Here is a 21,921-nt window from a genome sequence, read left to right on the forward strand (position 1 = left end):
CACATGCCGGATCCCGACAAGAGGCCAGAGAAGAGATTCGCCGAGGAGTGGCGCGACGCCGCGTACAACTGCTTCTCCTCAGGCCACAAGTTCTGCCGCGAGGTCTGTCCCGTCATGCAGGTCACGCGGAACGAGTCCTGGAGCCCCACCGCCTTCCACGCCAACGTCGTGGCGATGGAGAAGGGGGAGCTGGAGGTCGCCGACGTCGCGGCCGACTACGTCAACTGCACCGGGTGCGGCGCGTGCGAGCTGCGCTGCCCCAACTCCCTGTTCACCGGCGACTTCTACCGCTTCCGCACGCGTACGGTCGATCTGGTCAAGGCCGTGCGCGGGCTGGCCGTCTCGCAGGGCGTGCACCAGCCGGGCTGGCAGCGCTGGAACCTGCTCACCGACGAGCGCGGCCACGAGCCGGTGCTGAACGGCACCCCGATCGACCAGGCACGGGTACGCGACTGGGCCGACGGGCTCGACCTGCCCATCGGCGGCGAGACGATCCTGTTCGTCGACTGCGAGGCGGCCTTCTCCCGCACGTCGGTGCCGCGCTCGGTGGCCCGGATCCTGAACCTCGCCGGCTACAAGTTCGGGCTGATGAACGAGCAGTGGTGCTGCGGCGGCCCGGCGGCCGAGATGGGCTACGAGGAGCAGGCGCGCCGGTTCGCCCGGCACAACCTGGACGACTGGCGGGCGGCCGGGGTGCGCCGGGTGCTGGTGCTCGACCCGCACGACTACATCACGTTCACCGAGGACTATCCGAAGTATTTCGGCGACGAGTACGACATCGAGATCGTGCTGGTCGTGGAGCTGCTGGCCGAGCTGATCAGGGAGGGCAGGCTGACGCCGCACGTCCCGGTCGAACGCACGGTGACCTACCACGACCCGTGCCGGCTCAACAAGCGCAAGGGCGTCTGGCGGGAGCCACGGGAGATCCTGCGGGCGATTCCCGGCTTGACCTACCACGACGTGGACCGGGTGACGCAGTGGTCGTACTGCTCGGGCGGGGGCGGCGGGCTGCCCATCGAGAAGCCGGAGCTGACCGCGAAGATCAGCGAGCAGCGGGTCGGCAAGGCGGCCGAGCTGGGCGTGGACACGCTGGTCAGCGCCTGCCCGTGGTCGGAGCGGCCGCTGTCGGAGGCCGGCCGGGCGCGCTCGATCGACGTCGTGGACCTGCACGAGCTGCTCGCCGAGTCGCTGGGAGTGGGGCCATGACCGTGCTGCTTGGTGACCCCGTACTGGAGGAACTGCGGGGGATTCTCGGGTCCGAGTACGTGCTGACCGGCAAGGCCGACCGGCTCAACCGGGCGCGCGTGCCGGCGCCGTTCCCCGTGCACCGGTGGGCGGAGCGCATGCCCGACCTGGTCGTGCTGCCGGCCTCCACCGAGGAGGTCGCGGAGGTGCTCAGGCTGGCCAACGGCCTGCGGATCCCGGTGGTGCCGCGCGACGGCGGCACCGGCCTGACCGACGGCGCGGTGCCGCTGCGCGGCGGCATCGTCGTGGACGTCAAGCGGATCAACCAGATCAAAGACATCGATCTCGACAACCGCACCTGTACGGTCGGCACCGGCATCAACGCGCTCAAACTCAACGAGGTCCTCGCCCGGCACGGCCTGATATATCCGGACGACCCGGCCTCCTACCCGTGCTCGCTCGTCGGCGGCCGCATCGGCACCAGCGGCTGGTCGCTGATCGGCTCCCGCTACGGCCACACCCGCGACCTGGTGCTCAGCTTCGACCACGTGCTGCCGACCGGCAAGGTCATCCACGTCGGCGACGGCATCGGCCGGAAGATCACCAAGAGCTCCAGCGGCTACCAGCTCAAGCACCTGTTCATGGGCCACCAGGGCACGCTCGGCATCGCCACCGAGGCGACGCTGAAGTTGTTCCCGAAGCCGGAGGCGGAGTTCTCGCCGTTCTGGGCGTTCGAGGACTACGACACCGCCTACCGCGCGGTCGGGGCGCTGGCGCGGGCGGGCGTGGCCACGTTCGCGGGCGCGGTGCTGTTCGACGAGTGGAAGGTCGACTACCTGCGGCGCGACGACGAGGCGTACATCCCGCAGCCGTCGTCGGTGAAGGCGCTGGTGTGCGCCGCGATGTACGGCTACGAGGACGAGGTGCGGGCCGGCGGGCGGAGGCTGCTGCGCGTCGCCCGCGACCTCGGCGCCCGCTACCTGGGGGACGAGATCTCCGAGGGCGACTGGGCGGCCAGGCACGACAGGTACGCCACGCCGCTGCACGGCCGCACCCGGTCCGGCCAGGTCGTGCCGATGAGCTGGCACTGCGAGGACGCCTCGATCAACTACACGAACCTGCCCGCCGTACGGGTGGCCTGGCACGAGATCGCCGACCGGCTCAGGCGGGAGAGCGACGTGTTCGACGACTGGGGCATGTTCGCCTACACCAACGGCGCGACCGGCGCCGACTACCTCACCGAGATCGACATCGGCATCTGGGAGCAGCGGCTCGACGACACCGCCTGGGAGTCATGGGTGCGGGCCAAGCGCGACCTCGCCGCCGTGACGCTCGCGCACGGCGGCTCGATCAGCGCCTGCCACGGCTCCTGCCGCGAGGGCGAGGTGGACCTGGTGCCCACCGAGCTGGGCGGCGGGTACGACGTGATGCTCGACATCAAACGGGCCCTCGACCCGAACAACATCATGAACCCCGGTAAATACCTGCTCGACCAGGCATACACGGAGAAATCGTGAAATATCGCTATCAGGAGGAGATGTCGCCTCCACCGGCCCACCAGGTGACCGACGTGGCGATCACCCGGTTCGAGCACGTCTACGAGGTCGACCCCGGCCTCATGACCGACCACGTGACCCAGCAGTCCTTCCCCAACTGGGACACGCTGCGCCTCGTCCGGTCCCGGGCCGACCACCTGGCCTGGATGCACCGGCACTTCGCGGACAAGGTGATCTCCGGCGAGGAGCTCCTCCATGACCTCGACGAATGACCCCCTGACGGGCCCGGGGGACGACGCCCGGCTGGCCGACCTCGGCTGCACCTCCGAGTTCCGCCGGGACATGAGCCTGTGGGCCAACTTCTCGCTCGGCTTCACGTACCTGTCGCCCGTGGTCGGGATCTACACCCTGTTCGCCTCGTCGCTGGCGACCGGCGGGCCGCCGATGATCTGGAGCCTGGTCATCGTGGGCGCCGGGCAGTTCCTGGTGGCGCTCGTCTTCGGCGAGATCGTCTCGCAGTACCCGCTGACCGGCGGCATCTACCCCTGGGCCAGGCGGTTATGGGGGCGGCGGTGGGCCTGGATGACGGGCTGGGTCTACCTGGTCGCGCTGCTGGTGACGATCGCGAGCGTGGCGTACGGGGCCGGGCCGTACCTGTCGGCGCTGCTCGGGATCGAGGTGGGTACGGGGAACACGATCCTGTGCGCGCTGGTCATCCTGGGCGTGGCGCTGGCGATCAACCTGGCCGGGACCAGGGCGCTGGCGGTGGCGGCGATCGTCGGGTTCACCGCCGAGCTGGTCGGGGCGCTGGCCGTGGGCGGGTGGCTGCTGGTCACGCAGCGGCACCACGGGCTCGGGGTGCTGTTCGACTCGTTCGGCGCGGGGGCGGGGTCGCAGTCCGGATATTTCGTGGCGTTCCTGGCCGCCGGACTGATCGGGATATTTCAGTACTACGGCTTCGAGGCGTGCGGTGACGTCGCCGAAGAGGTGCCCGACCCCACCCGGCGCATCCCCAAGGCCATGCGCATGACCATCTACGTCGGCGGCGCCGCCGCGACGTTCGTCTGCCTGGCCCTGCTGCTCGCGGTGCCCGACTTCGCCGCCGTCGTCTCCGGCGCCGACGCCGACCCCGTCACGAACGTGCTCACCACCGCGTTCGGCGCCGTCGGTCTCAAGGTCGTGCTCGGCGTGGTGCTGCTGTCGTTCCTGTCGTGCGCGCTCAGCCTGCAGGCGGCGGCGAGCCGGCTGCTCTACTCCTACGCCCGCGACGACATGATCGCGGGCAGCCGCGCGTTCCGGAAGTTCTCCCCGGCCAGGCGCATCCCGCCGAACGCGCTCCTGGTCGCCGCCGTGGTGCCCGCGCTGGTCGTGCTCGGCTCCATCGTATCGGCGGACGCCCTCATCAAGATCATCTCGTTCGCGGTGCTCGGCATCTACCTGGGCTTCCAGATGGTGGTCCTGGCGGCGCTGCGGGCCAGGCTGCGCGGCTGGCGCCCGGCCGGGCCGTTCACGCTGGGCCGCGCCGGGCTCGCCGTCAACGTGGCCGCGCTGGCCTACGGGGTGCTCGCCATCCTCAACATGGCCTGGCCCAGGACGCCCGACGCCCCCTGGTACGACAACTACCTGGTGGCCCTGTCCGGTCTGGTGGTGGTCGCCGCCGGGCTGGTCTACCTGCTGGCCGCCAGACCGTACGACAAGGGCGACGCCCCCTCGGGCGACGCCATCCCTCAGGAGGTCGCACGATGAAGTTCAGTTACGTGATGCTGCCCGACTATCCCCTGCGCGAGTCCCTCGCCTCCATCCGCCTGGCCGACGAGCTGGGCTTCCACGCCTGCTACGCCGCCGACGAGACCTGGCACAAGGACCTGTGGCTGCTGTTCGCGGCCGCCGCGCAGCAGACCTCCCGCATCAGGTTCGGGCCCAGCGTGTCGTCGGTGGTGCTGCGCGAGCCGACCCTGATCGCCCAGGCGGCGGCCACGCTCGACGAGCTCAGCGACGGGCGCGCCGAGGTGGTGCTGTCCAGCGGCAACTTCGGGCTGCTCGCCCAGTACAACATCGACTGGACGGTCATCAAGCCGCTGTCGCGGGTGAAGGAGGCGGCGCACGTCGTGCGGACGCTGCTGGACGAGGGCTCGATCACCTTCGACGGCGAGTTCTTCAAGTACAGCGGCCTGTTCACCTTCGCCCGCCCGGTGCAGGAACGCGTACCGGTCAAGCTCGGCGCGATGCGCGGCCCGCGCTCGTTCCGCGCGGCCGGTGAGCACTCCGACGGCGTGCACCACGCTCTCAGCTACACCCGCGAGGCCTACGACTACCTCGTCGAGCACTTCACGGCCGGCGCGGAGAAGGCCGGCAAGGACGCCTCGGCGATGGACATCGGCGCCTGGGTCGTCTTCGCCACCGGCCCGGACTCGGCCGTGGCGAAGGAGGCCGCCCGCAGCATGGTCGGCCTGTACGCCTCGTCCATGCCCGCCGAGCAGCTCGAACGCAACGGCGTCGACCCGAACGCGATGAAGCCGATCGTGGACGCCCTCGGCGCCGGCGACCTGGCCAGGGCGATCGAGCTGACCACGCCCGAGCTGGGGGAGCGGCTGTCCATCGCCGGCACCCCGGAGGAGTGCGTGGCCAAGATCAAGCGCGAGATCGAGCCGGCGGGCGTCAACCACATGATCCTGGCCATCACCGACCCGACGCTGGTCAAGCAGTTCATGGGACGGGAGCTGCCCGAGGTGGCGGACGTGGACACCCAGCTCAGGCTGATCCACGACCGGATCATGCCCGCCTTCACCTGACGGGAGAGGGGTACGGCGGGCCGCGCCGTACCCCTCTCCCGGATGACATTTCGCGGCCGCTCCTTGCGGACCCGCCACACCCCGGCCATGCTCGGTCTCACGAGTCGATCTCGGGAGGCACGGTGCGTCGGAGCCGCTCATGGTGGTGACACTGGTGCCGCCGGTCCGGCGCAATGAGTCGGTCTCCAGGCGGGTGCGCACGCTGGCCGGGCTGTCCCTGCTGACGCTGACGCTGCTGCTGGGCGCGATCCTGGCCGGCGCGGCGAGCACGGAGACCAGCCTGCGCACCATCGGCCACGACGCCGGGCCTCAGGTGCTGGCCACCGCCGGCCTTTATCGGCAGATGTCGGAGATGGACGCGCTGGTGGCCGAGACCCTGCTGCTCGGCAGCGAGTACGGCCCCCAGCAGCAGGCCGACCTGACCGCCTACGACCAGCGGCGGCTGGAGATCTCCGAGAGCCTGCTCAAGGCGTACCGGCTGGCCCTGGACAACCCCGTCGAGCAGCGTACGGTCGAGTCGCTGATCGAGGGCCTGGGCCGCTACGAACGGCTGGCGACGCAGGCGCGGCTGCTGGACACGCAGGCCGGGCACACGGCGGGACAGCCGCCCGACAACGTGGTCGCGGCCTACCAGCGGGCCACCGACCTCATGCACCGCGAACTGCTGCCGCTGGCCTACAACCTGACCCTGGAGACCGGCACGATCGTCCGGCGCGCGCACGACGCCGAGCGCTCGGCCACCTCGCTGGCCCGCTTCGCCGTCATCGTCACCGGGCTGCTCGCGCTGGCCTGCCTGCTGGCCCTGCAGGGCTATCTGACCAGGAGGTTCCGCCGGATCTTCGCGCCGGCCCTGATCGTCGCCACCGTGCTCACCCTGGCCGGCCTGGTGACCGGCACGGCCCTGCTCAACCGGCAGGGCCAGGCGCTGGAGGAGGCCAAGCGCCGTGGCTTCGACTCGGTGCTCACGCTGACCAGGGCGCGGGCGATCAGCAGGAGCATGCACGGCGACCAGAGCCGCTACCTGCTCGACCGCTTCCGCAAGGACACCTACGAGCACACCTTCCTCGACAAGTCGCGCACGGTCGCGGCCGTCGAGTCCACCAGCCTGCCCGACTACCAGGGCAGGCTGAATCCGAACTTCCAGGGCCTGCTCGGCGGCCTGACGGGCGAGGACCGGGGGCGCCTGTTCGCCGTCTACCAGAAGTTCCAGCAGGCCGACGCGCGCATGCGGACGATGGAGGCCGAGGCGGCGATCAAGTTCTGGGACGGCGAGCTCACGCAGGCGTACGAGGGTTACGACAAGGTGCTGGAGGAGCTGGTCCGGCGGCACGAGTCCGACTTCGAGCGCGCCATCGACAGCGGCTACGGAGCCCTGGAGACGCTGTGGCGCTGGGTCCCCGCCGGGCTGGCCGCCGGCGCCCTGCTCATCCTGATCGGCGTCTGGCCACGACTGCGGGAGTACCGGTGAGACGACTGCTGATCTGCCTGCTCCTGCTGGTCACCGCCTGCGGCGCCGGGCGGCAGGAGTCACTCGCGGACAAGGACGAGGTGGTCGTCGCCATCCGCTCCGACGTGCCGCTGATCAGCGTCAAGGGACGGGACGGCGGCTACGACGGCTTCAACATCGACGTGGCCGAGGACCTCGTCTCGCGGCTGGGCAAGCGGATCCGCTGGCTGGAGATCAAGGCCGGCGACCAGCTCAACGTGCTCAAGGACGGGCGCGCCGACCTGGTCTTCGCCCACATGTCGGTCACCCCGGAGCGGAAGAAGGTGATCGACTTCGCCGGGCCGTACCACGTCGACTTCCAGGACATCGCGGTCCGGCCGGCCGACAAGGACGCCATCCGTGACGTCCGCGACCTCGGCGGGCGCAGGATCTGCTGGGTACGCGGCACCAACATCGCCCAGCGGATCATCGACGAGCGCCGGGTCCCGGCGATCCCCGTCGAGACCTCCGACTACGACGCCTGCCTGGAGATGATGAAGGACGGCCGGATCGACGCCATCTCCACCAACAGCCAGATCCTGGCCGGGCTGCTCACCAAGCCGGGTGTCGACCTGCACCTGGTCGGCGCGACCTTCAACGAGCAGCGCACGTCGATCGGCGTGCGCAAGGGCGACGTCGAGGGCTGCGAGGAGCTCAACCGCGCCATCACCCAGATGTACCAGGACGGCACGGCGCACATGCTCCTGGACAAATGGTTCGGCAAGTCGGGCATCGACCTGTCGGTGGTCGCGGTGCCACAGTTCGAGGGCTGTTCGTGATCAGGACGGCGGCTTGGCGACCTCCGCGCCGAACCTGCCGACGAGCGCCTGCTTGGCGCGCCCGGCGACCTCCACGTCATAGGTGACCAGCTTGACCGTCGCCGGGTCGGCCGCCTTGGAGTGCGCGGGCACCCCGGTGTTGGTGGGCAGCGCGTAGAACTTCGCCAGCGGCCCCAGCCGCTGGGACGCCCCGCTCAGCGCCCAGTCGACGTACTTGCGCGCGCTGCCGGGATTGTGCGCCCCGGCCAGCACCGCCAGGCCACCCAGCTCGTAGCCGGTGCCCTCCCGAGGGAACGTCACCTGCAGGTTCGGATAGCCCTGCTCCTGGGCGGCGACGCAGTCATGGGAGAAGACGACGCCGACGGCCGCCTCCTCCTTGGCCGCCTGCAGCGCCGCCGCGCTGCCGGAGGAGTTGTAGCGCAGCACGTTGGGGTGCAGGTCGCGCATGTAGCGCAGCGCCGCGTCCTGATCGCCGTGGCTCAGCTCCACGGACGTCCACAGGGCGGTGTACGCGGTCCCGGAGGTGGCCGGATGGGCGATGGCCACGCCGCCCTTCAGCCGCTCGTCCAGCAGCTCCTGCCAGGAGCCGATCGGATTCATGCCGCGCTTGGCCAGCTCTTTGGTGTTGTTGCAGAAGGCCAGCACCCCGGCGTAGATCCCGCTCCAGGCGTGCTCCCGATCGGCCCACCCCAGCCGGATCTCACCGGCCTTCTCCGACTTGTACGGCTCCAGCAGCCCCTGACTCTTGGCGGCCACGTACGAGTCTGCCGGCCCGCCGTGCCAGACGTCGAACTCCTGCCGCGTCTTGGCCGCCTTGATCCGCTCCAGCGCCTCCCCGCTCGACAGCCGGACGAAGTCGGCCTCCACACCGGTGGCGTCGGAGAACCTCTTGACCATCAGCGCGCACCACCGCTCGCCCGCGCCGCACGCCACCGTGATCTTGTCCCGTCGGGGCGCCGAGCAGCCCGCGGCCACCAGGACCGCCACCAGCGCGATGACCAGCGGCCTCATCGAACCTCCCCGGCTTCCGCGGTGACGCGCCGCCGGACGAAGTAGCCGAAGACCAGCGTGGTGCCGAACATGAGCACGCCGTAGACGGCGGGCGGCACCGCCATCGTCGAGTTGGCGAGCAGCGACGGGCTGAGCGCGATCGTGATGGCCAGCGTGCTGTTGTGGATGCCGATCTCCATCCCGGACGCGATCGCCTGCCGCCGCTCCACGTTGAACAGCCGCGGCAGCCAGTACCCGATGGTCAGGCTGATCGCGCTGAACAGCAGCGCCACCAGCCCGACGGAGGCGAGGTAGCCGCCCAGCCGCTCCCGCTCCTGCACGATCGCCCCGACGATCACCGCGGCCAGCACGATCGCCGACAGGATCCGGACCGGCTTTTCCATCCGGTCCGCGAACCGCACGCTGAGACGCCGTACGATCATGCCGGCCGCGACCGGCACCAGCACGATGGCGAAGACCTGCACGACCTTGTCGGCCTGCAGCCCGATGTCGGGCCCGGTGCCCACGAAGTGGTCCAGCGACAGGTTGACGACGATGGGAAGGGTGAACGCGGCCAGGACCGAGTTCACGGCGGTGAGGCTGACGTTCAGCGCCACGTCGCCGCCGAACAGGTGGCTGTAGAGGTTCGCGGTCGTCCCGCCGGGCGAGGCCGCCAGCAGCATCATGCCGGCGGCGAGCAGTGGTTCCAGCCCGAACAGCACGACCAGCCCGAAGCAGACGGCCGGCAGCACGAGCACCTGCGCGACCAGCGCGATGAGCACCGCCTTGGGCCGGGTCGCGATCCGGGCGAAGTCACTCGGCGCGAGGGACAGACCCAGCCCGAACATGATCAACGCGAGCGCGGCCGGAAGCATGACTGTGGTGAGAACGGACTGCTGCACGGGGGGACCACCGTTCCTCAGGGCGAGAACCGCTGACCTTGTCTAACAGTCCGTTCCGGCGCCGATCAAGGCATCCGTCCCATTCGTGACGTTACGATCCGCGCAATGAACTGGACCGAATACCTCTACCAGGACCATCCGCCGGCCCGGTTGCACGCCTGGGCACGCGAGCTGACCTCAAATATCGATGCGACTCGTGCACACCTCGCAGTCCACGGTCGGCTACCGCCTCGACCGCCTGGAGAAAAGGCTGGGCCAGACGCTCGTCCTGCGGGCCCGGGGCACCAAGGGCATCGGCCTGACCCCGGCCGGCCGCCGCTACCTCGACCTCCCGAGCGCACGGTCTACTGGGTGGAACGCCACCGCCGCCGGGCCGCCGACGCCGCCGCGCTGCTCGTCCTGGAGGACGCCCTCACCGAGCTCTTCTAGGCGACGATGTCGAGGGCGTTGATCGCGATCGCCGGGGTGACGGTCAGGAAGGGCCGCTCGTCGCCGTCGTTCAGGTCGGTCGTGACGAACCGGCCGTGCGCGGAGCCGGGCCGGACGACCCGGCCGCCGCTGATGGCGAGGTAGCCCTCGAAGCTCCGCCGGGTGAAGCGGCGCTGGCCGCCGGTCGGCACGTCGATCGCGATCAGCGGGCTGTCGTCGTCGGGCTCCGGGTAGACGATCAGCTCGCGCTCGGAGGCCCAGACGGAGTGCGGGCCGGGGAGGGCGACGCGTTCCTCGTACGAGCCGATCTCCTTGCCGGAGAGGTCGAGCACCACGGTGGTGAGGACGTCGTCCGCCGTCAGGTAGGTCGCGGCGAGCAGCAGGCCGTCGGGCGACCAGCTGATCGAGGCCTCCTCCCAGTAACCCTCGGCCGACCAGAGCGGCCGCCGGGCGCCGGTGGCGGTGTCGACCAGCGCGACCCCGGCGCTCGCGTCGTCGGCGCCGGGGATGCCGGAGCCGTTCGAGAGGTCGGCCAGGACGGCGAGCCGGGTGCCGTCCGGTGACAGCGCCGCGCGCATGTAGTCGTCGGAGACGAACTCCTGGCGGGCGCCGGTGGCGAGCGTGTGCAGCACCACCCGCGACGGGCCGGCGCCGTCGTCCTGGCGCGCCAGGAACACCAGCCGGGTGCCGTCGGACGACAGTGACATCGTCTCCGGCGACAGGTGCGCTGGCAGGCCGGGCACGGTCACGAACGCGTCGGTGTCGGCGTCCAGCACGATCACGGCGTTCCGGTCGAGCCCTTGGGCCGCGAGCACCATCCGGGCCGCCCGCACCGGCCGCGCGGCCAGCGCGTCGAACGCCATCTCCCATGACCGGTCGACGATCACGACACCCCCCTCTTACGGATCCGGAGCGCAGCCTAGTCAAAGATCGCGGAAATGGGGAGTTCGCGGCATCTATCGCGAAACGATCTTTGTGGTGTACCTTCCCGCTGCCAGACTTATGTTCTCTTTATTCGGGGTGAACGCGTGCGGCGTCTCTGCGTGATCATGGTGGCCGTGCTTGTGGCGGGTCTTCTCGTTCCCGTCCATGAGTTGTTATTACCCAGATGGGCCGAAGCGGCGGCGGCCGAATGGGCCGAAGCGGCGGCGGCCGACGGTTGCCCACCGAACAGCGATAGCTGGGCGAACGGCCGGAGCGGTGAGAAGCGCTGCGTGTTCAACCGCATGTACTCCACCCGCCGCCGGATCAACGAGGTCTGCCTGCGCGACCGTCCCGCGCTCGGGACGCACATCTACCAGCAGCCGAACGAGTGCAGCCCGTCCGGCGGCGTCGAGGCCATCGGCCAGGCCCGGGCCATCAAGTACCTGAACGACCAGCTCGGCGCCACGCCGCCCGCAGGGCAGCCCGGCGCGGTCATCAACCCGGACATCCAGTGGGAGCCGACCCTCAGCGGCGGCAGCGACCGGCCCGACATCATCTACTACGACCACGTCAACACCAGCTTCGGCCAGGTGATCGAGGCCAAGGTCGACGGCAACCCGGACTACGCCGGCTGGGGCAACCAGGTGGCCCGCTACGCGGCCGTGCTCCAGGCCAACGGCGTCAGGGGCGTGAGCGCCGGTACGGTCCTCAACCGCTGGGGCACCTACACGGACTACTTCCAGGTCTACAACAGGAACTCCACCTGCAAGGTGGACGGCAAGGCCGGGTTCCAGCTCTCCACGTACAAGGCCATCTCGCCGACCCCCGGGCTCCTGCACATCGGGGAGGTCCGCAAGGAGCGCAAGTGCGAGGAGCAGAAGCGGACGCCCACGCCCGGCAGCCCGCCCGCCCAGGTCCCGGCCGATGACGAGGAGGACGATGACAACAGGTGGCCCGTCCCGCCGATCCTGCTGCCGCTGATCACGCGCATCACGACCGTCGGCGCGACCTCGCTCGCCGGTGACGTCGCCGCGTACGGCAGCGTCGAGGCCGCCGCGGCCGTGATGACCGCCGAGGTCGAGGCGTTCCTGGCCAGCCAGCGGGGCGCGCTGTTCCTGCGCTCGGCCGGTTTCATCACCATCGAGGCGGCGATGGCCCTGGGCGTCGCCGCGCTGGTCATCCTCATCCTGTGGTGGTACTTCTCCGAGTACGGCGGCCTGGTGAAGGGCGAACCGCACTTCACCACGCTCGACGGCCTCGGCTACGACCTGCAGTCCGTCGGCGAGTTCGTGGTCGCGGGCGCCGAGAAGTGGGGCCTGGAGGTCCACGGCCGGCTCAGCCCCGCCAGCGGCGGCCGGGACGTGTCGGTGATGTTCGACGCCGCGATGGAGGCGGGCGACCACAAGGTCGAGTTCCACGAGGACGACCTGTACATCGACGGCAAGAAGCGCACCCTCGACACCGGCAAGCTCCTCTACCTGGGCGACAACGCGTGGATCGTCCGGAAGGACGGTAAGTGGATCGTCATGTTCGACGGTCTGGAGGGCGCGGCCCTGTCCTGGAGGCGCGGCGCCGCCGGTCTCTACCTGCCGCCCGCCGCCGACAGTGACCTCGTGGGCCTGCTCGGCAACGCCGACGGCGACCCCAAGAACGACCTGAAGCTGCGGGACGGCACCCAGCTCCCGGCCAACGCCACGCCGGTTCAGTTGCACACCGACTACGCCAACTCCTGGCGGCTCTCCGACACCGAGTCGATGTTCACCTACGGCCCCGGCGAGAGCACGGCGACGTTCACGAACCTGCAGTTCCCCTCCCGCATCGTCACGATTCACGACCTGACGCCCGAGCAGATGCAGCTCGCGACCACGCAGTGCGAGGAGAGCGGCGTCCAGCCGGGCGTGCCGTTCAACGACTGCGTGCTGGACATCGCGCTGACCGCGGACAACTCGTTCGCGGCGGCCGCCGCCGAGCAGAAGACCGTCAGCCTCGACCCGGCGGCGCAGGCCGTCGACGTCAACGGGGACCTGGCGATCGACTTCGAGGGCACGCTCGGCAAGAACGTGCTGCCGTCGCGGGTGTCGGCCGATCCGGCGGTGAGCTCGTTCGCCGGGCCGTTCAGCGGCGGCGACTCCTACCGGTTCTTCGTGCAGGCGCTGCCGCCCCACAAGAGCGGGACGCTGAGCTTCGACCTGCTGACCGTCGGCGACTGGGCGTCCGACACCGACACCGAGAAGGTCACGGTCGAGACCGACCGCGACGACCCGTACACGATCACGCCGAGCGAGCTGACGCCCGTCGCGTCCGGGACGCTGGCGAACGGCCTGCCGTGGGCCAGGCACCGCATCACGATGCCGGTCACCCACAAGAAGAGCCAGATCGAGGTCAAGGTCTCGGTCACCGGGGCGGCGGGCATCTCGAACCAGGCGTTCGGGCTCGACAACGTCAACCTCGACCTTGAGGTCGTCCCGCCGCAGTCGTTCGCGGTGTCGCTGCCGTTCACGGCCTCCGACGGGGTCCCGGGCGAGGGCGCGGGCAACCTGGAGGGCGAGGTCGCGGTCGACGAGTACCGGTTCACGCTGGACCAGCCGGCTTCGATCTTCGTCAACGCGCAGGAGTGCCCCGGGTTCGGGCTGGAGTGGCAACTGGACACCGCCGCGGGCGCGAAAGTGGCCAACGCCTTCCTGTGCGGCGCCAAGCGGATCGACGGTCTGGCGGCCGGGGCGTACCGGCTGCGGGTCTCGCCGTGGAACGACGTGTTCGGGCCGTACAAGCTCAGCGTGAACACCATGGGGGCCGACGTCGTCACGACGGCGGCGATCGGCGGGCCCGCGGTGCCGCTCACGATCACCGACCCGGGCCAGCTCGGCACCTGGACGTTCGCGGGAACGGCTGGGCAGAAGATCTCCGCCGAGCTCGGCGACGGCACCCTGACCTCCTCCAGTGACGCCTACCTGCGGCTGCGCAGGCCCGACGGAACCCTCATGACCGGGGAGTCCTGCGGCAAGGCGTGTTTCGTCGACACCCAGACGCTGCCGGTCACCGGCACGTACTCGGTGGTGTGGGATCCGAAGGACGCCAAGACGGGCTCGATCTCGCTGCGGCTGTTCGAGGTGCCCGCGGCGGTCACCGGGACGGTCGCGATCGGCGCGCCGTCCACGCTGACGACCACCATCCCCGGGCAGACCGTGTCGTGGTCGTTCGCCGGTACGGCGGGGCAGCGGGTCGCGTTCGGGGTCAGCGGGCTGGCCGGTTCGGCCTACGCCTCGATCGCCAACCCGGACGGGACACGGCTGTTCGGCTCCACCTACTGCTCGAAGGCGTGCGCCTTCGACACCACCACGCTGCCCGCGACGGGCACGTACACGCTGGTCGTCGACCCCACCGACGTGCGGACGGGGCCGATCACGGCCAGCGTCATCGAAGGTGACGTCACCGGCGCCCTGACCGTCGGCGGCGCGCCGGTGAAGCTGACCACGACCGGTCCTGGACAGCGGGCGTACTGGACGTTCGCCGGCACGGCGGGGCAGCGGATCGCGTTCGCGCTGACGGACGGGACGTTCAGCGGCGCGTACGCGTCGGTCCGCGACCCGGGCGGAACGGACCTGTTCCGGTCCACCTACTGCAAGGCGTCGTGCGCGTTCGACACGGTCTCCCTCCCGGTGGACGGCACCTACACGGTCGTCGTCGACCCCACCAACACGGCGGTCGGCTCGATCTCCGCGCAGGTCACCGAGGGCGACGCCACCGGCACACTGACCGCCGGCGGTGACCCGGTGAAGCTGACCACGACCGGGCCCGGGCAGGTCGCCACCTGGTCGTTCGCCGGCCGGGCGGGGCAGCGGGTCGCGTTCGCCCTGACGGGTGGCACGTTCAGCAACGCGTACGCGCTGGTGCGCGAGCCGGACGGCACCGAGCTGTTCGACTCGACCTACTGCAAGGCGTCGTGCGCGTTCGACACGGTCTCGCTGCCGGTGGACGGCACCTACACGGTCGTGCTGGATCCGTACGGTACGGCGGTGGGCTCGATCTCCGCGCAGGTCACCGAGGGCGACGCTTCGGGCACGCTCACGGCGGACGGCGACGCGGTGAAGCTGACCACGACCGGGCCCGGCCAGACCGCGATCTGGTCGTACGCCGGGACCGCCGGGCAGCGGATCTCGGTCACGTTCGCGGACGGGACGTTCTCCAGCGCGAACGCCTACATGCGCAAACCGGACGGCACGGTCCTCGTGCCGTCGACGTTCTGCGCGAGTTCCTGCTACTTCGACACGACCGTGCTCCCGGAGACCGGCACCTACCAGGTGGTGGCCGACCCGGCCGGCATCCAGACCGGCTCGATCTCGGCCAAGCTCAACATCGTGCCGCCGGACGTGACCGCCCGGATCACCGTCGGGGGAGCGGCGTCCACGCTGACGACCACCATCCCCGGGCAGCGCGCCGTGTGGACGTTCGACGGGCAGGCGGGCGCGCGGGTCTCGTTCGACTTCACCGGCGGGACGTTCCCCTACGCCTCCGACGCCGCCGTCAAGGTCAGGAAGCCGGACGGCACCGACCTGGTCGCCGAGACCAACTGCGGCACCGGCTGCCTGCTCGAACCGGTCATCCTGCCGGTGGCCGGCACGTACACGGTGGACCTGCGGCCCAAGGGGTCGAAGACCGGCGCGGTGACGCTGCGGACGTACCTGGTGGACGACATCGCCGGCACGGTCGCGATCGACGGCGCCACCTCGACCCTGACCACGACGATCCCCGGCCAGAACGGCACCTGGACCTTCGCCGGGACGGCGGGCAAGTACGTCAACCTCGCGTTCATGGGCGGCACGTTCACCTCCGCCTCCGACGCCGCGGTCTCGGTGAAGGGGCCGGACGGGGCCGTCCTGCGGGAGGACACCTCCTGTGGCAAGCTCTGCATGTTCGAGCCGATCACCCTGCCCGCGACCGGGACGTACACGATCCTGTTCGACCCGCGCAAGGCCGTCGTGGGCTCGCTGACCGCGCAGCTCACCGAGGGCGACGTCACCGGCACGACCTCGGTCGGCGGCGCGGCGTCCACGCTGACCACGGTCGGCGCCGGGCAGAAGGCCGTCTGGTCGTTCGCCGGGACGGCGGGCCGGCGGGTGTCGTTCAACTTCACGGGGACGACGCTCACCAGCCTGTACGACGCCTACGTGGCGGTGAGGAAGCCGGACGGGACCGTCCTGATCGAGGACACCCCGTGCGGGCGCAACTGCCTGCTGGACCCGGCCGTCCTGCCGGTGGCCGGCACGTACACCGTCGAGTTCAGGCCGCAGAACGCCAAGACGGGTTCGATGACCCTGCAGCTCCACGAGGTCACCCACCTGGCCGCCGGCGTCACCGTCGGCGGCGCCGCCTCGACGTTCACCACGACGGTGCCGGGCCAGAACGGCACCTGGTCGTTCCCGGGGACGGCCGGAAGGCTCGTGTCGTTCAACTTCACCGACGCGAACTTCGCCGGCACGACCAACGCGCGGGTGACGGTGAAGAAGCCCGACGGCACCGTGCTGGTCGCCGCCACCAATTGCGGGAAGAACTGTTTCCTGGAGCCGGTGGCGCTTCCGGTGGCGGGCACGTACACCGTGGAGTTCGACCCGCAGGACGCGACGGTGGGCAAGCTGACCCTGGCGGCGCACCCGGTCACCCATCTGACCGCGAACGTCACCGTCGGCGGCGCCGCCTCGACGCTGACCACGACGGTGCCGGGCCAGAACGGCACCTGGTCGATGCCGGGGACGGCGGGGCAGGTCGTGGCGTTCAACTTCACCGACGCGAACTTCGCCGGCACGACCAACGCGCGGGTGACGGTGAAGAAGCCCGACGGCACCGTGCTGGTCGCCGCCACCTACTGCGGGAAGAACTGTTTCCTGGAGCCGGTGGCGCTTCCGGTGGCCGGCACGTACACCGTGGAGTTCGACCCGCAGGACGAGAAGGCCGGCAAGCTGACCCTCAAGACCAACACGGTCGCCGATCTCGCCCCGGCCGCCATCACCATCGGCGGCGCCACCTCGACCCTGACCACCACGACCCCGGGCCAGAACGGAAGCTGGACCTTCAGCGGCACCACCGGCCAGAAGGTCACCGTCACCTTCACCGGCACCAGTTTCACCACCGCGACGGACGTTCAGGTGTCGCTGCGGAAGCCGGACGGCACGGCGCTCGGCAGCAACACCTACTGCGGCCGCAACTGCACCATCTCGGCGGTCACGCTCCCGGCCACGGGGACGTACACGATCGTCTTCAACCCGCAGGCCGAAAAGGTCGGCTCCCTCACCACGAAGGTGGCGGTGTCCTGATCTTCCTGGCGAGGGTGCGCAGCCCGCGATAAGCGGCGGTGCGCACCGCGCCGGGGCCTTTGCCCAGGACCAGGCCGGCCGTCTTGGCGTCGAGACCGATCACCACGCGCAGCACGATCGCCTCGGCCTGGTCCTGGGCAGCAGGCGCCACGGCTCAATGCGCGTCAAGGGCCGCGTAAAGGGCTTCGCGTCATCATGTCATTGAAGCCCGGCCCACCCCACCTGCCGAGTCTCCTGACGAACCGAAAAGACCGGCCGGACGGCGATTGGGGGCCACCGTCCGGCCGGAGCGAGGTCAGCGCGCGGGTTTCACATTCCGCGCCGTGTTGTTATGGCATACCGAAGGCCAGGACGGCCGCGTAGTAGACCTTGGCGAGCTTCTTGCAGGCGCCGCGGACCAGGATGAAGTAGCCACCGCACACCTTGTCGCGCAAGGTGATGTAGAAGCGGGTGTCCACGTCGAGCTTCCGCACGACGTTGCGGTCGAGGTAGTACTTGTAGCGCTTCTTCTGGTTGGTCATCAGGCCGTACCCGTAGTCGTGCGAGTCACAGGCCGGCCGGAAGTCGAACTTGGCGGGGCGGTCGGGAGACTTCGTGCAGTGGTCGTACTCGATGCCCCTGACCTTGAAGCCGCTGGCGGTGCGCTTCCAGGCCGGTTTGCGGAACTTGCCGCCGTGGAACGAGAAGGCCGAGCAGCCCGACTTCGTGTACCACATCCAGGTCTTACCCGTGTTGCACTTCTTCGGGTACGACTGCGGCGGGTCCAGGCCGTCCGGCAGGAAGTCGCTGGCCGGCGGCTCGTCGACGTTGGGGTCCTCGACCCCGGCCGCGCCCTCGGTCGTCCCGCCGTTGACCGGCATGTCGAGGTCGGTGGCGGTCACCTGGGGAGCCGCGGCGCCCGCCGGGAAGGTGAGCTGCCACCCGCCGCTGTTGACGGACTCGATCGACGACAGGCGTCCCACCGGGTCGTAGGCGTAGGTCGCCTGGGTGGCGCCGACGCTGGGGTCGGACACGGTGCGCAGCAGGCCGTTCGGGTCGTAGGCGTAGCTGGCCTCGGTCTGCGGCGCGTCGGTCCCGTACGCGACCGTGATGTTCTTGAGCCGGCCCGCGAAGTCACCGAGCGCCGTGCCGGTGGCCGTGGTGGCCGTGGCGTAGGTGAACCGGGTGACGGACTCGGGGGTCTCGGCCGTGGCCGGCTCCTTGACGGAGCTGATCCGGGCCTGGCCGTCGTACGAGATCGACGACTTGCCGAAGGCGGCGGTGCCGACGCTGGTCACCCGCCAGGGGTCGGCGCTCGGCGCCCCCGGCTGCCGTGACCAGGTGTAGGTGAGCTGGAGGTCGGTGTTGCTGACGGGGGTGCCGTCGGCGTTGGTGAAGGTGTCGTCGCCCGCCTCCAGGGGGCCGAGGTCCGTCACGTACGTCTCGGCCGTCGTCGTGCGCATCGCTCCGATGGCCGCGTCCCACCGGGTGGTCTCGGTGATCTTGGAGCCGTCGGTGGCCTGGTAGGTCTGGATGCCGCCGCCGTCGGGGAAGGAGACGCTGCTCTTCAGCGCGTAGCTGGTCGATGTCCCCTCGTCGAGCTCCGAGACGACGATGGTGCCGTTCTGGTTCTCCAGCTTCCGGTTGATCGCACCGCCGACGAACTCGGCCTGCCAACCGGGACCGAAGACGCCCAACTCGGGACGGGTGGCCGGCGCCGACTGTGGCCGGGCCAGATCACCGCCGGCCAGGGCCACACCGTGCCTGCGGCTGATCGCGCCGGCGGACACGTCCAGCTCGGAGAGCTTGAAGGTCTTGTCGTCCGAGGAGTACTGGCCGGGGCCGATCTCCTGGACCTCGGCCGGCGCCGGGTCGGCGAGCACGGTGGCGGAGACCGGCGTGGCGACGGCGACGAAGGGGAGCAGCATCGCCGTGACGGCGACGGGAAGCGCTAATCGACGCAAGAGGTGCCTCCAGGCAAAACGAGAAAGTGATTTGATCACCTGGAGGTTAAGGGGTTACAAATCGCTTTGACAAGAGGTGGACAAGTTTCAGAAATGATGGTCAAATCGCCTATGAAGCCATACCTCAAGACGCGTCAATTCGGCTGTTCATGCAGGTCGGAGGATGTGTAGTGAGTTTATGGTGAAATTGTGGCGGCGTCTAGAACAATTAATTCGACCAGCGGGCTCGGTGTAAATCCGGGCCCGCCGGCAGTAGTGGTTAACAGGAGAAATAAAGGTCGCCGGTGTCGTAGAGACACGTGTCCGGCCCGTCGTCTCCGTTCAGGACGTCGCCGCCGGGGCCGCCCCAGAAGATGTCGACGCCGCGGTCTCCGTACATCCGGTCGTCGCCGCCACCGCCGACGAGCCGGTCGCTCCCCTGGCCGCCCTTGAGTGTGCTGGGCAGGGAAGTGGCGTTGAGGATCCGATCGTCGCCGTCGAAGGGCTGCACGGTGATGCCGGTGACCCCGGCGCAGTCCACGGTGTCCGCCGCGATCTGGGTGCACCCCGCCCCCGCCGACACGCTGTCGCATGATCCCCCTTCCCCGTGCCGGCGGAGGCCCCGCCGGCCGTAAGCAAGAGGTAGGTCATGGGGGAAGGGCCGAACATGGAAAAGTACTCAGGTGGGGTGTGCCCTGGGGCATTGACAGGGCGTCACTGCCAGTCCAGAGAGCCCCGGGCCGCCCAGTAGGTCCGCGGGTCCTCGGCCAGGGCGGCGAGGCGGTCGTCCAGCTTCGAGTCCCAGCCGACGGAGGTCGCGGTCAGGTTGCTGTGGAGCTGTTCCACGGAGGCGGCTCCGCTCAGCACCACGCCGGCCCACGGCCGGGCCAGGGCGGCGGCCAGGGCCAGGGCGTCCGGGGAGACGTCGCGGTCGCGGGCGGCGGTGGTGAGGGCGGGCGGGGCGGCGTGCGCGGTCAGGCGGCCGTTCGCCACACCCTCCTTGACGATCACGCCCATGCCCGACCGGTACGCCCTCGCCAGGGCCGGGCCCGCGGAGGGTTCGAGCAGGTTCCAGGTCGCCTGCACCGTGTCGAACAGGCCGGTCTCGACGGCCCGGTCGATGGTGTCCCCCTGGCGAGGGCCGGTGGTGGACAGGCCGATCGCCACGCCGGTGGCGCGCAGGTCGCGCAGCTCACCGAGAACGGCCTCGTCGTCGAGCACGCCGCTCTCCACGGTGGCCGAATGGATCTGGTACAGCGACAGGTGCTCGCCCAGCAGCTCCCGCGTCTCGCCGAGCTGGCGGCGCAGGTGGCCGGCGGACAACTCCTTGACCTCGTGCTCGGCGGCGTCCATGCGCCAGTCGCCGACGTAGGCGTACCCCCATTTGGAGCCGACGGTCACCGTCCCCGGCGCGATGGCGCGGTCGCGCAGCCAGCCGGCCAGGAACTCCTCGGCCCGGCCGTAGGAGCGGGCCACGTCGACGTACCGGATGCCGGCCGCCAGCGCCGCGTCCAGGACCGCCCAGCTCCGCGCCCGCATCGTGGCGACGCTGCGATCGTCGCCCAGGTCACGGTCCCGGCCGAGGGCGATGTAGGCCGGGCGGCCGAGCGCGGCCAGCCCGATCCCCATGGGGGTCACGCGCAGTCCGGCCCGGCCCAGCGACTCGGTTTCCTTGGTCATCCCGCCAGTTCATCACACGGCCCCCGCACCGGAGCGCGGGGGCCGTGCGCGCGAGAAATCAGGAACCGCAGTGCTCGAAGCCGCTGGTGTACGAGCTGCTCCCGACGGAGCCGCCCCACTTGACGCACTGACCGGGCGCGGACCGCTTGACCGGCCCCGCGTAATAGCCGAAGCTGCCCGAGTTCGTCGTCCTGCTCTCCCCTTCCGGTTCGATGAAGGCCGACATCGACGTCGCCGTCCCGATGCTCGTCGTCTTCAGCGTCGCGACGCAGTTGTAGCCGTTGCCCGAGTTGTAGAGCAGATAGGCACGACCGCCGGTGAGCGCGGCCGAGTCGATGACCGCGTAACCGTCGCCGCAGACCTCTTCGGGGGTGTACGGGTTGCCGCCGCCACCGCACGCGTTGGTGCTGGTGACGGCCTTCTTCTGGCCCAGGGACACGGTCACGCCGTCCACGGTGGGGCTGGTGTCCAGCCCGCCGCCGGAGGTCCGCTGCTCGTAGTGCAGGTGCGGCGCGTTGGAGCCGCCCGTGGAGCCGACCGTGCCGATCGCGGTGCCCTGGCTGACGGTCATCGAGCCGCCGGCCGCCCGGACCATGGTCGCGAGGTGGGCGTAGCGGGTCCTGGTGCCGTCGCTGTGACGGACCTCCACCCACTTGCCGTAGCTCGTGCTGCCCGCGTCGTTGAAGTACGCGGTGCCGGCGGCGGTGGCACGTACGGTCTCACCGTTGATGTCGTCGCCGCCGTAGTCCTGCCAGTCGATGGAACCCGACGGGTTGTGACCGGGGGACCAGTTGTTGGCGGTGAAGGTCTTTCCGCAGTTGAACGGACTCTTGTGGGACGTGGCCAGAGTCTCGACGGGGTCCGCGGAGGCGGTTTGGGGGACCAGCGCCGTCGCGAGAGCGACGAACAGGGAAAGAGTCGCGGATTTGAGGGCCATGGGCCGTAGCGGCCTTCCGGTCATTGGCATGCTCACCTCTTGAACAGGGGGAGTAGGGGGATGCCGGGAGAAGACGTACGTTCCGGGC

At 70.1% G+C, this 21,921-nt stretch carries 17 protein-coding genes; 9 read left to right on the top strand and 8 right to left on the bottom strand.

Annotated elements, in window-relative coordinates:
• The first annotated feature begins 3 nt into the window (after positions 1-3).
• From C4V41_RS05380 to C4V41_RS61675, 7 genes are all read left to right on the top strand, one after another.
• On the top strand, positions 4-1,206 hold the full coding sequence (locus C4V41_RS05380) for a (Fe-S)-binding protein (RefSeq protein WP_103954561.1): 1,203 nt from the start codon (positions 4-6) through the stop codon (positions 1,204-1,206).
• On the top strand, positions 1,203-2,702 hold the full coding sequence (locus tag C4V41_RS05385; protein WP_103954562.1) for an FAD-binding oxidoreductase: 1,500 nt from the start codon (positions 1,203-1,205) through the stop codon (positions 2,700-2,702). Before C4V41_RS05380 ends, C4V41_RS05385 begins: the two co-directional genes overlap by 4 nt.
• Positions 2,699-2,953 carry a hypothetical protein gene (locus tag C4V41_RS05390; protein ID WP_235029908.1) on the top strand — a complete coding sequence of 85 codons (255 nt, stop codon included), beginning with the start codon at positions 2,699-2,701 and terminating at the stop codon, positions 2,951-2,953. Before C4V41_RS05385 ends, C4V41_RS05390 begins: the two co-directional genes overlap by 4 nt.
• The gene (locus tag C4V41_RS05395) at positions 2,937-4,427 is read left to right on the top strand and encodes an APC family permease (RefSeq protein ID WP_103954563.1); all 1,491 of its coding nucleotides are present in this window, start codon (positions 2,937-2,939) and stop codon (positions 4,425-4,427) included. Before C4V41_RS05390 ends, C4V41_RS05395 begins: the two co-directional genes overlap by 17 nt.
• Positions 4,424-5,473 (top strand): LLM class flavin-dependent oxidoreductase, encoded by a 1,050-nt coding sequence (locus C4V41_RS05400; RefSeq protein WP_103954564.1) that lies wholly within the window; start codon positions 4,424-4,426, stop codon positions 5,471-5,473. The genes C4V41_RS05395 and C4V41_RS05400 overlap by 4 nt, the downstream gene beginning before the upstream one ends.
• A gap of 139 nt (positions 5,474-5,612) precedes the next feature.
• On the top strand, positions 5,613-6,941 hold the full coding sequence (locus tag C4V41_RS61670; RefSeq protein ID WP_160150173.1) for a hypothetical protein: 1,329 nt from the start codon (positions 5,613-5,615) through the stop codon (positions 6,939-6,941).
• The gene (locus C4V41_RS61675; protein ID WP_160150174.1) at positions 6,938-7,738 is read left to right on the top strand and encodes a substrate-binding periplasmic protein; all 801 of its coding nucleotides are present in this window, start codon (positions 6,938-6,940) and stop codon (positions 7,736-7,738) included. The genes C4V41_RS61670 and C4V41_RS61675 overlap by 4 nt, the downstream gene beginning before the upstream one ends.
• On the opposite strand, the gene C4V41_RS05410 is transcribed toward C4V41_RS61675, so the two are convergent.
• Complete coding sequence (locus C4V41_RS05410) at positions 7,739-8,749, bottom strand: ABC transporter substrate-binding protein (RefSeq protein ID WP_103954566.1); 1,011 nt, start codon at positions 8,747-8,749, stop codon at positions 7,739-7,741.
• Complete coding sequence (locus C4V41_RS05415) at positions 8,746-9,630, bottom strand: bile acid:sodium symporter family protein (protein ID WP_235029909.1); 885 nt, start codon at positions 9,628-9,630, stop codon at positions 8,746-8,748. Before C4V41_RS05415 ends, C4V41_RS05410 begins: the two co-directional genes overlap by 4 nt.
• A 187-nt stretch (positions 9,631-9,817) precedes the next feature.
• Here C4V41_RS05415 and C4V41_RS66030 point away from each other — a divergent pair, with 187 nt between their 5' ends.
• Complete coding sequence (locus tag C4V41_RS66030; RefSeq protein WP_103954567.1) at positions 9,818-10,081, top strand: LysR family transcriptional regulator; 264 nt, start codon at positions 9,818-9,820, stop codon at positions 10,079-10,081.
• Here the strand turns inward: C4V41_RS66030 and C4V41_RS05425 are convergent.
• Positions 10,056-10,946 carry a hypothetical protein gene (locus tag C4V41_RS05425; RefSeq protein WP_103954568.1) on the bottom strand — a complete coding sequence of 297 codons (891 nt, stop codon included), beginning with the start codon at positions 10,944-10,946 and terminating at the stop codon, positions 10,056-10,058. The genes C4V41_RS66030 and C4V41_RS05425 overlap by 26 nt on opposite strands.
• 327 nt (positions 10,947-11,273) lie before the next feature.
• Between C4V41_RS05425 and C4V41_RS05430 the strand changes: the two genes are divergently transcribed.
• Positions 11,274-17,294, top strand: a complete 6,021-nt coding sequence (locus C4V41_RS05430; protein WP_103954569.1) for a VWD domain-containing protein — start codon at positions 11,274-11,276, stop codon at positions 17,292-17,294.
• On the opposite strand, the gene C4V41_RS60605 is transcribed toward C4V41_RS05430, so the two are convergent.
• The 5 genes from C4V41_RS60605 to C4V41_RS05450 all read right to left on the bottom strand — a co-directional run bounded on the left by C4V41_RS60605 (position 17,269) and on the right by C4V41_RS05450 (position 21,833).
• Positions 17,269-17,445 (bottom strand): hypothetical protein, encoded by a 177-nt coding sequence (locus tag C4V41_RS60605; RefSeq protein WP_200823750.1) that lies wholly within the window; start codon positions 17,443-17,445, stop codon positions 17,269-17,271. The genes C4V41_RS05430 and C4V41_RS60605 overlap by 26 nt on opposite strands.
• A 178-nt stretch (positions 17,446-17,623) precedes the next feature.
• Complete coding sequence (locus C4V41_RS05435; protein WP_146103548.1) at positions 17,624-19,237, bottom strand: phospholipase A2; 1,614 nt, start codon at positions 19,235-19,237, stop codon at positions 17,624-17,626.
• A gap of 259 nt (positions 19,238-19,496) precedes the next feature.
• The gene (locus C4V41_RS05440) at positions 19,497-19,799 is read right to left on the bottom strand and encodes a calcium-binding protein (protein WP_103954571.1); all 303 of its coding nucleotides are present in this window, start codon (positions 19,797-19,799) and stop codon (positions 19,497-19,499) included.
• A gap of 131 nt (positions 19,800-19,930) precedes the next feature.
• Entirely contained in the window at positions 19,931-20,896 is a 966-nt protein-coding gene (locus C4V41_RS05445; RefSeq protein WP_103954572.1) for an aldo/keto reductase, read from the bottom strand.
• Between the two features lie 58 nt (positions 20,897-20,954).
• On the bottom strand, positions 20,955-21,833 hold the full coding sequence (locus tag C4V41_RS05450; protein ID WP_235029910.1) for a M23 family metallopeptidase: 879 nt from the start codon (positions 21,831-21,833) through the stop codon (positions 20,955-20,957).
• Positions 21,834-21,921 lie beyond the last annotated feature (88 nt).

Origin of the sequence: Nonomuraea solani, assembly GCF_900108335.1 — a bacterium.
GTDB classification, from domain to species: domain Bacteria; phylum Actinomycetota; class Actinomycetes; order Streptosporangiales; family Streptosporangiaceae; genus Nonomuraea; species Nonomuraea solani.

Bases quoted from the DNA above. Each gene is read 5' to 3' on its own strand.
- C4V41_RS05450 (WP_235029910.1), bottom strand. From the start codon at position 21,833: ATGGCCCTCAAATCCGCGACTCTTTCCCTGTTCGTCGCTCTCGCGACG.
- C4V41_RS05400 (WP_103954564.1), top strand. From the start codon at position 4,424: ATGAAGTTCAGTTACGTGATGCTGCCCGACTATCCCCTGCGCGAGTCC.
- C4V41_RS05380 (WP_103954561.1), top strand. From the start codon at position 4: ATGCCGGATCCCGACAAGAGGCCAGAGAAGAGATTCGCCGAGGAGTGG.
- C4V41_RS05385 (WP_103954562.1), top strand. From the start codon at position 1,203: ATGACCGTGCTGCTTGGTGACCCCGTACTGGAGGAACTGCGGGGGATT.
- C4V41_RS61670 (WP_160150173.1), top strand. From the start codon at position 5,613: ATGGTGGTGACACTGGTGCCGCCGGTCCGGCGCAATGAGTCGGTCTCC.
- C4V41_RS05395 (WP_103954563.1), top strand. From the start codon at position 2,937: ATGACCTCGACGAATGACCCCCTGACGGGCCCGGGGGACGACGCCCGG.
- C4V41_RS05445 (WP_103954572.1), bottom strand. From the start codon at position 20,896: ATGACCAAGGAAACCGAGTCGCTGGGCCGGGCCGGACTGCGCGTGACC.
- C4V41_RS05410 (WP_103954566.1), bottom strand. From the start codon at position 8,749: ATGAGGCCGCTGGTCATCGCGCTGGTGGCGGTCCTGGTGGCCGCGGGC.
- C4V41_RS66030 (WP_103954567.1), top strand. From the start codon at position 9,818: ATGCGACTCGTGCACACCTCGCAGTCCACGGTCGGCTACCGCCTCGAC.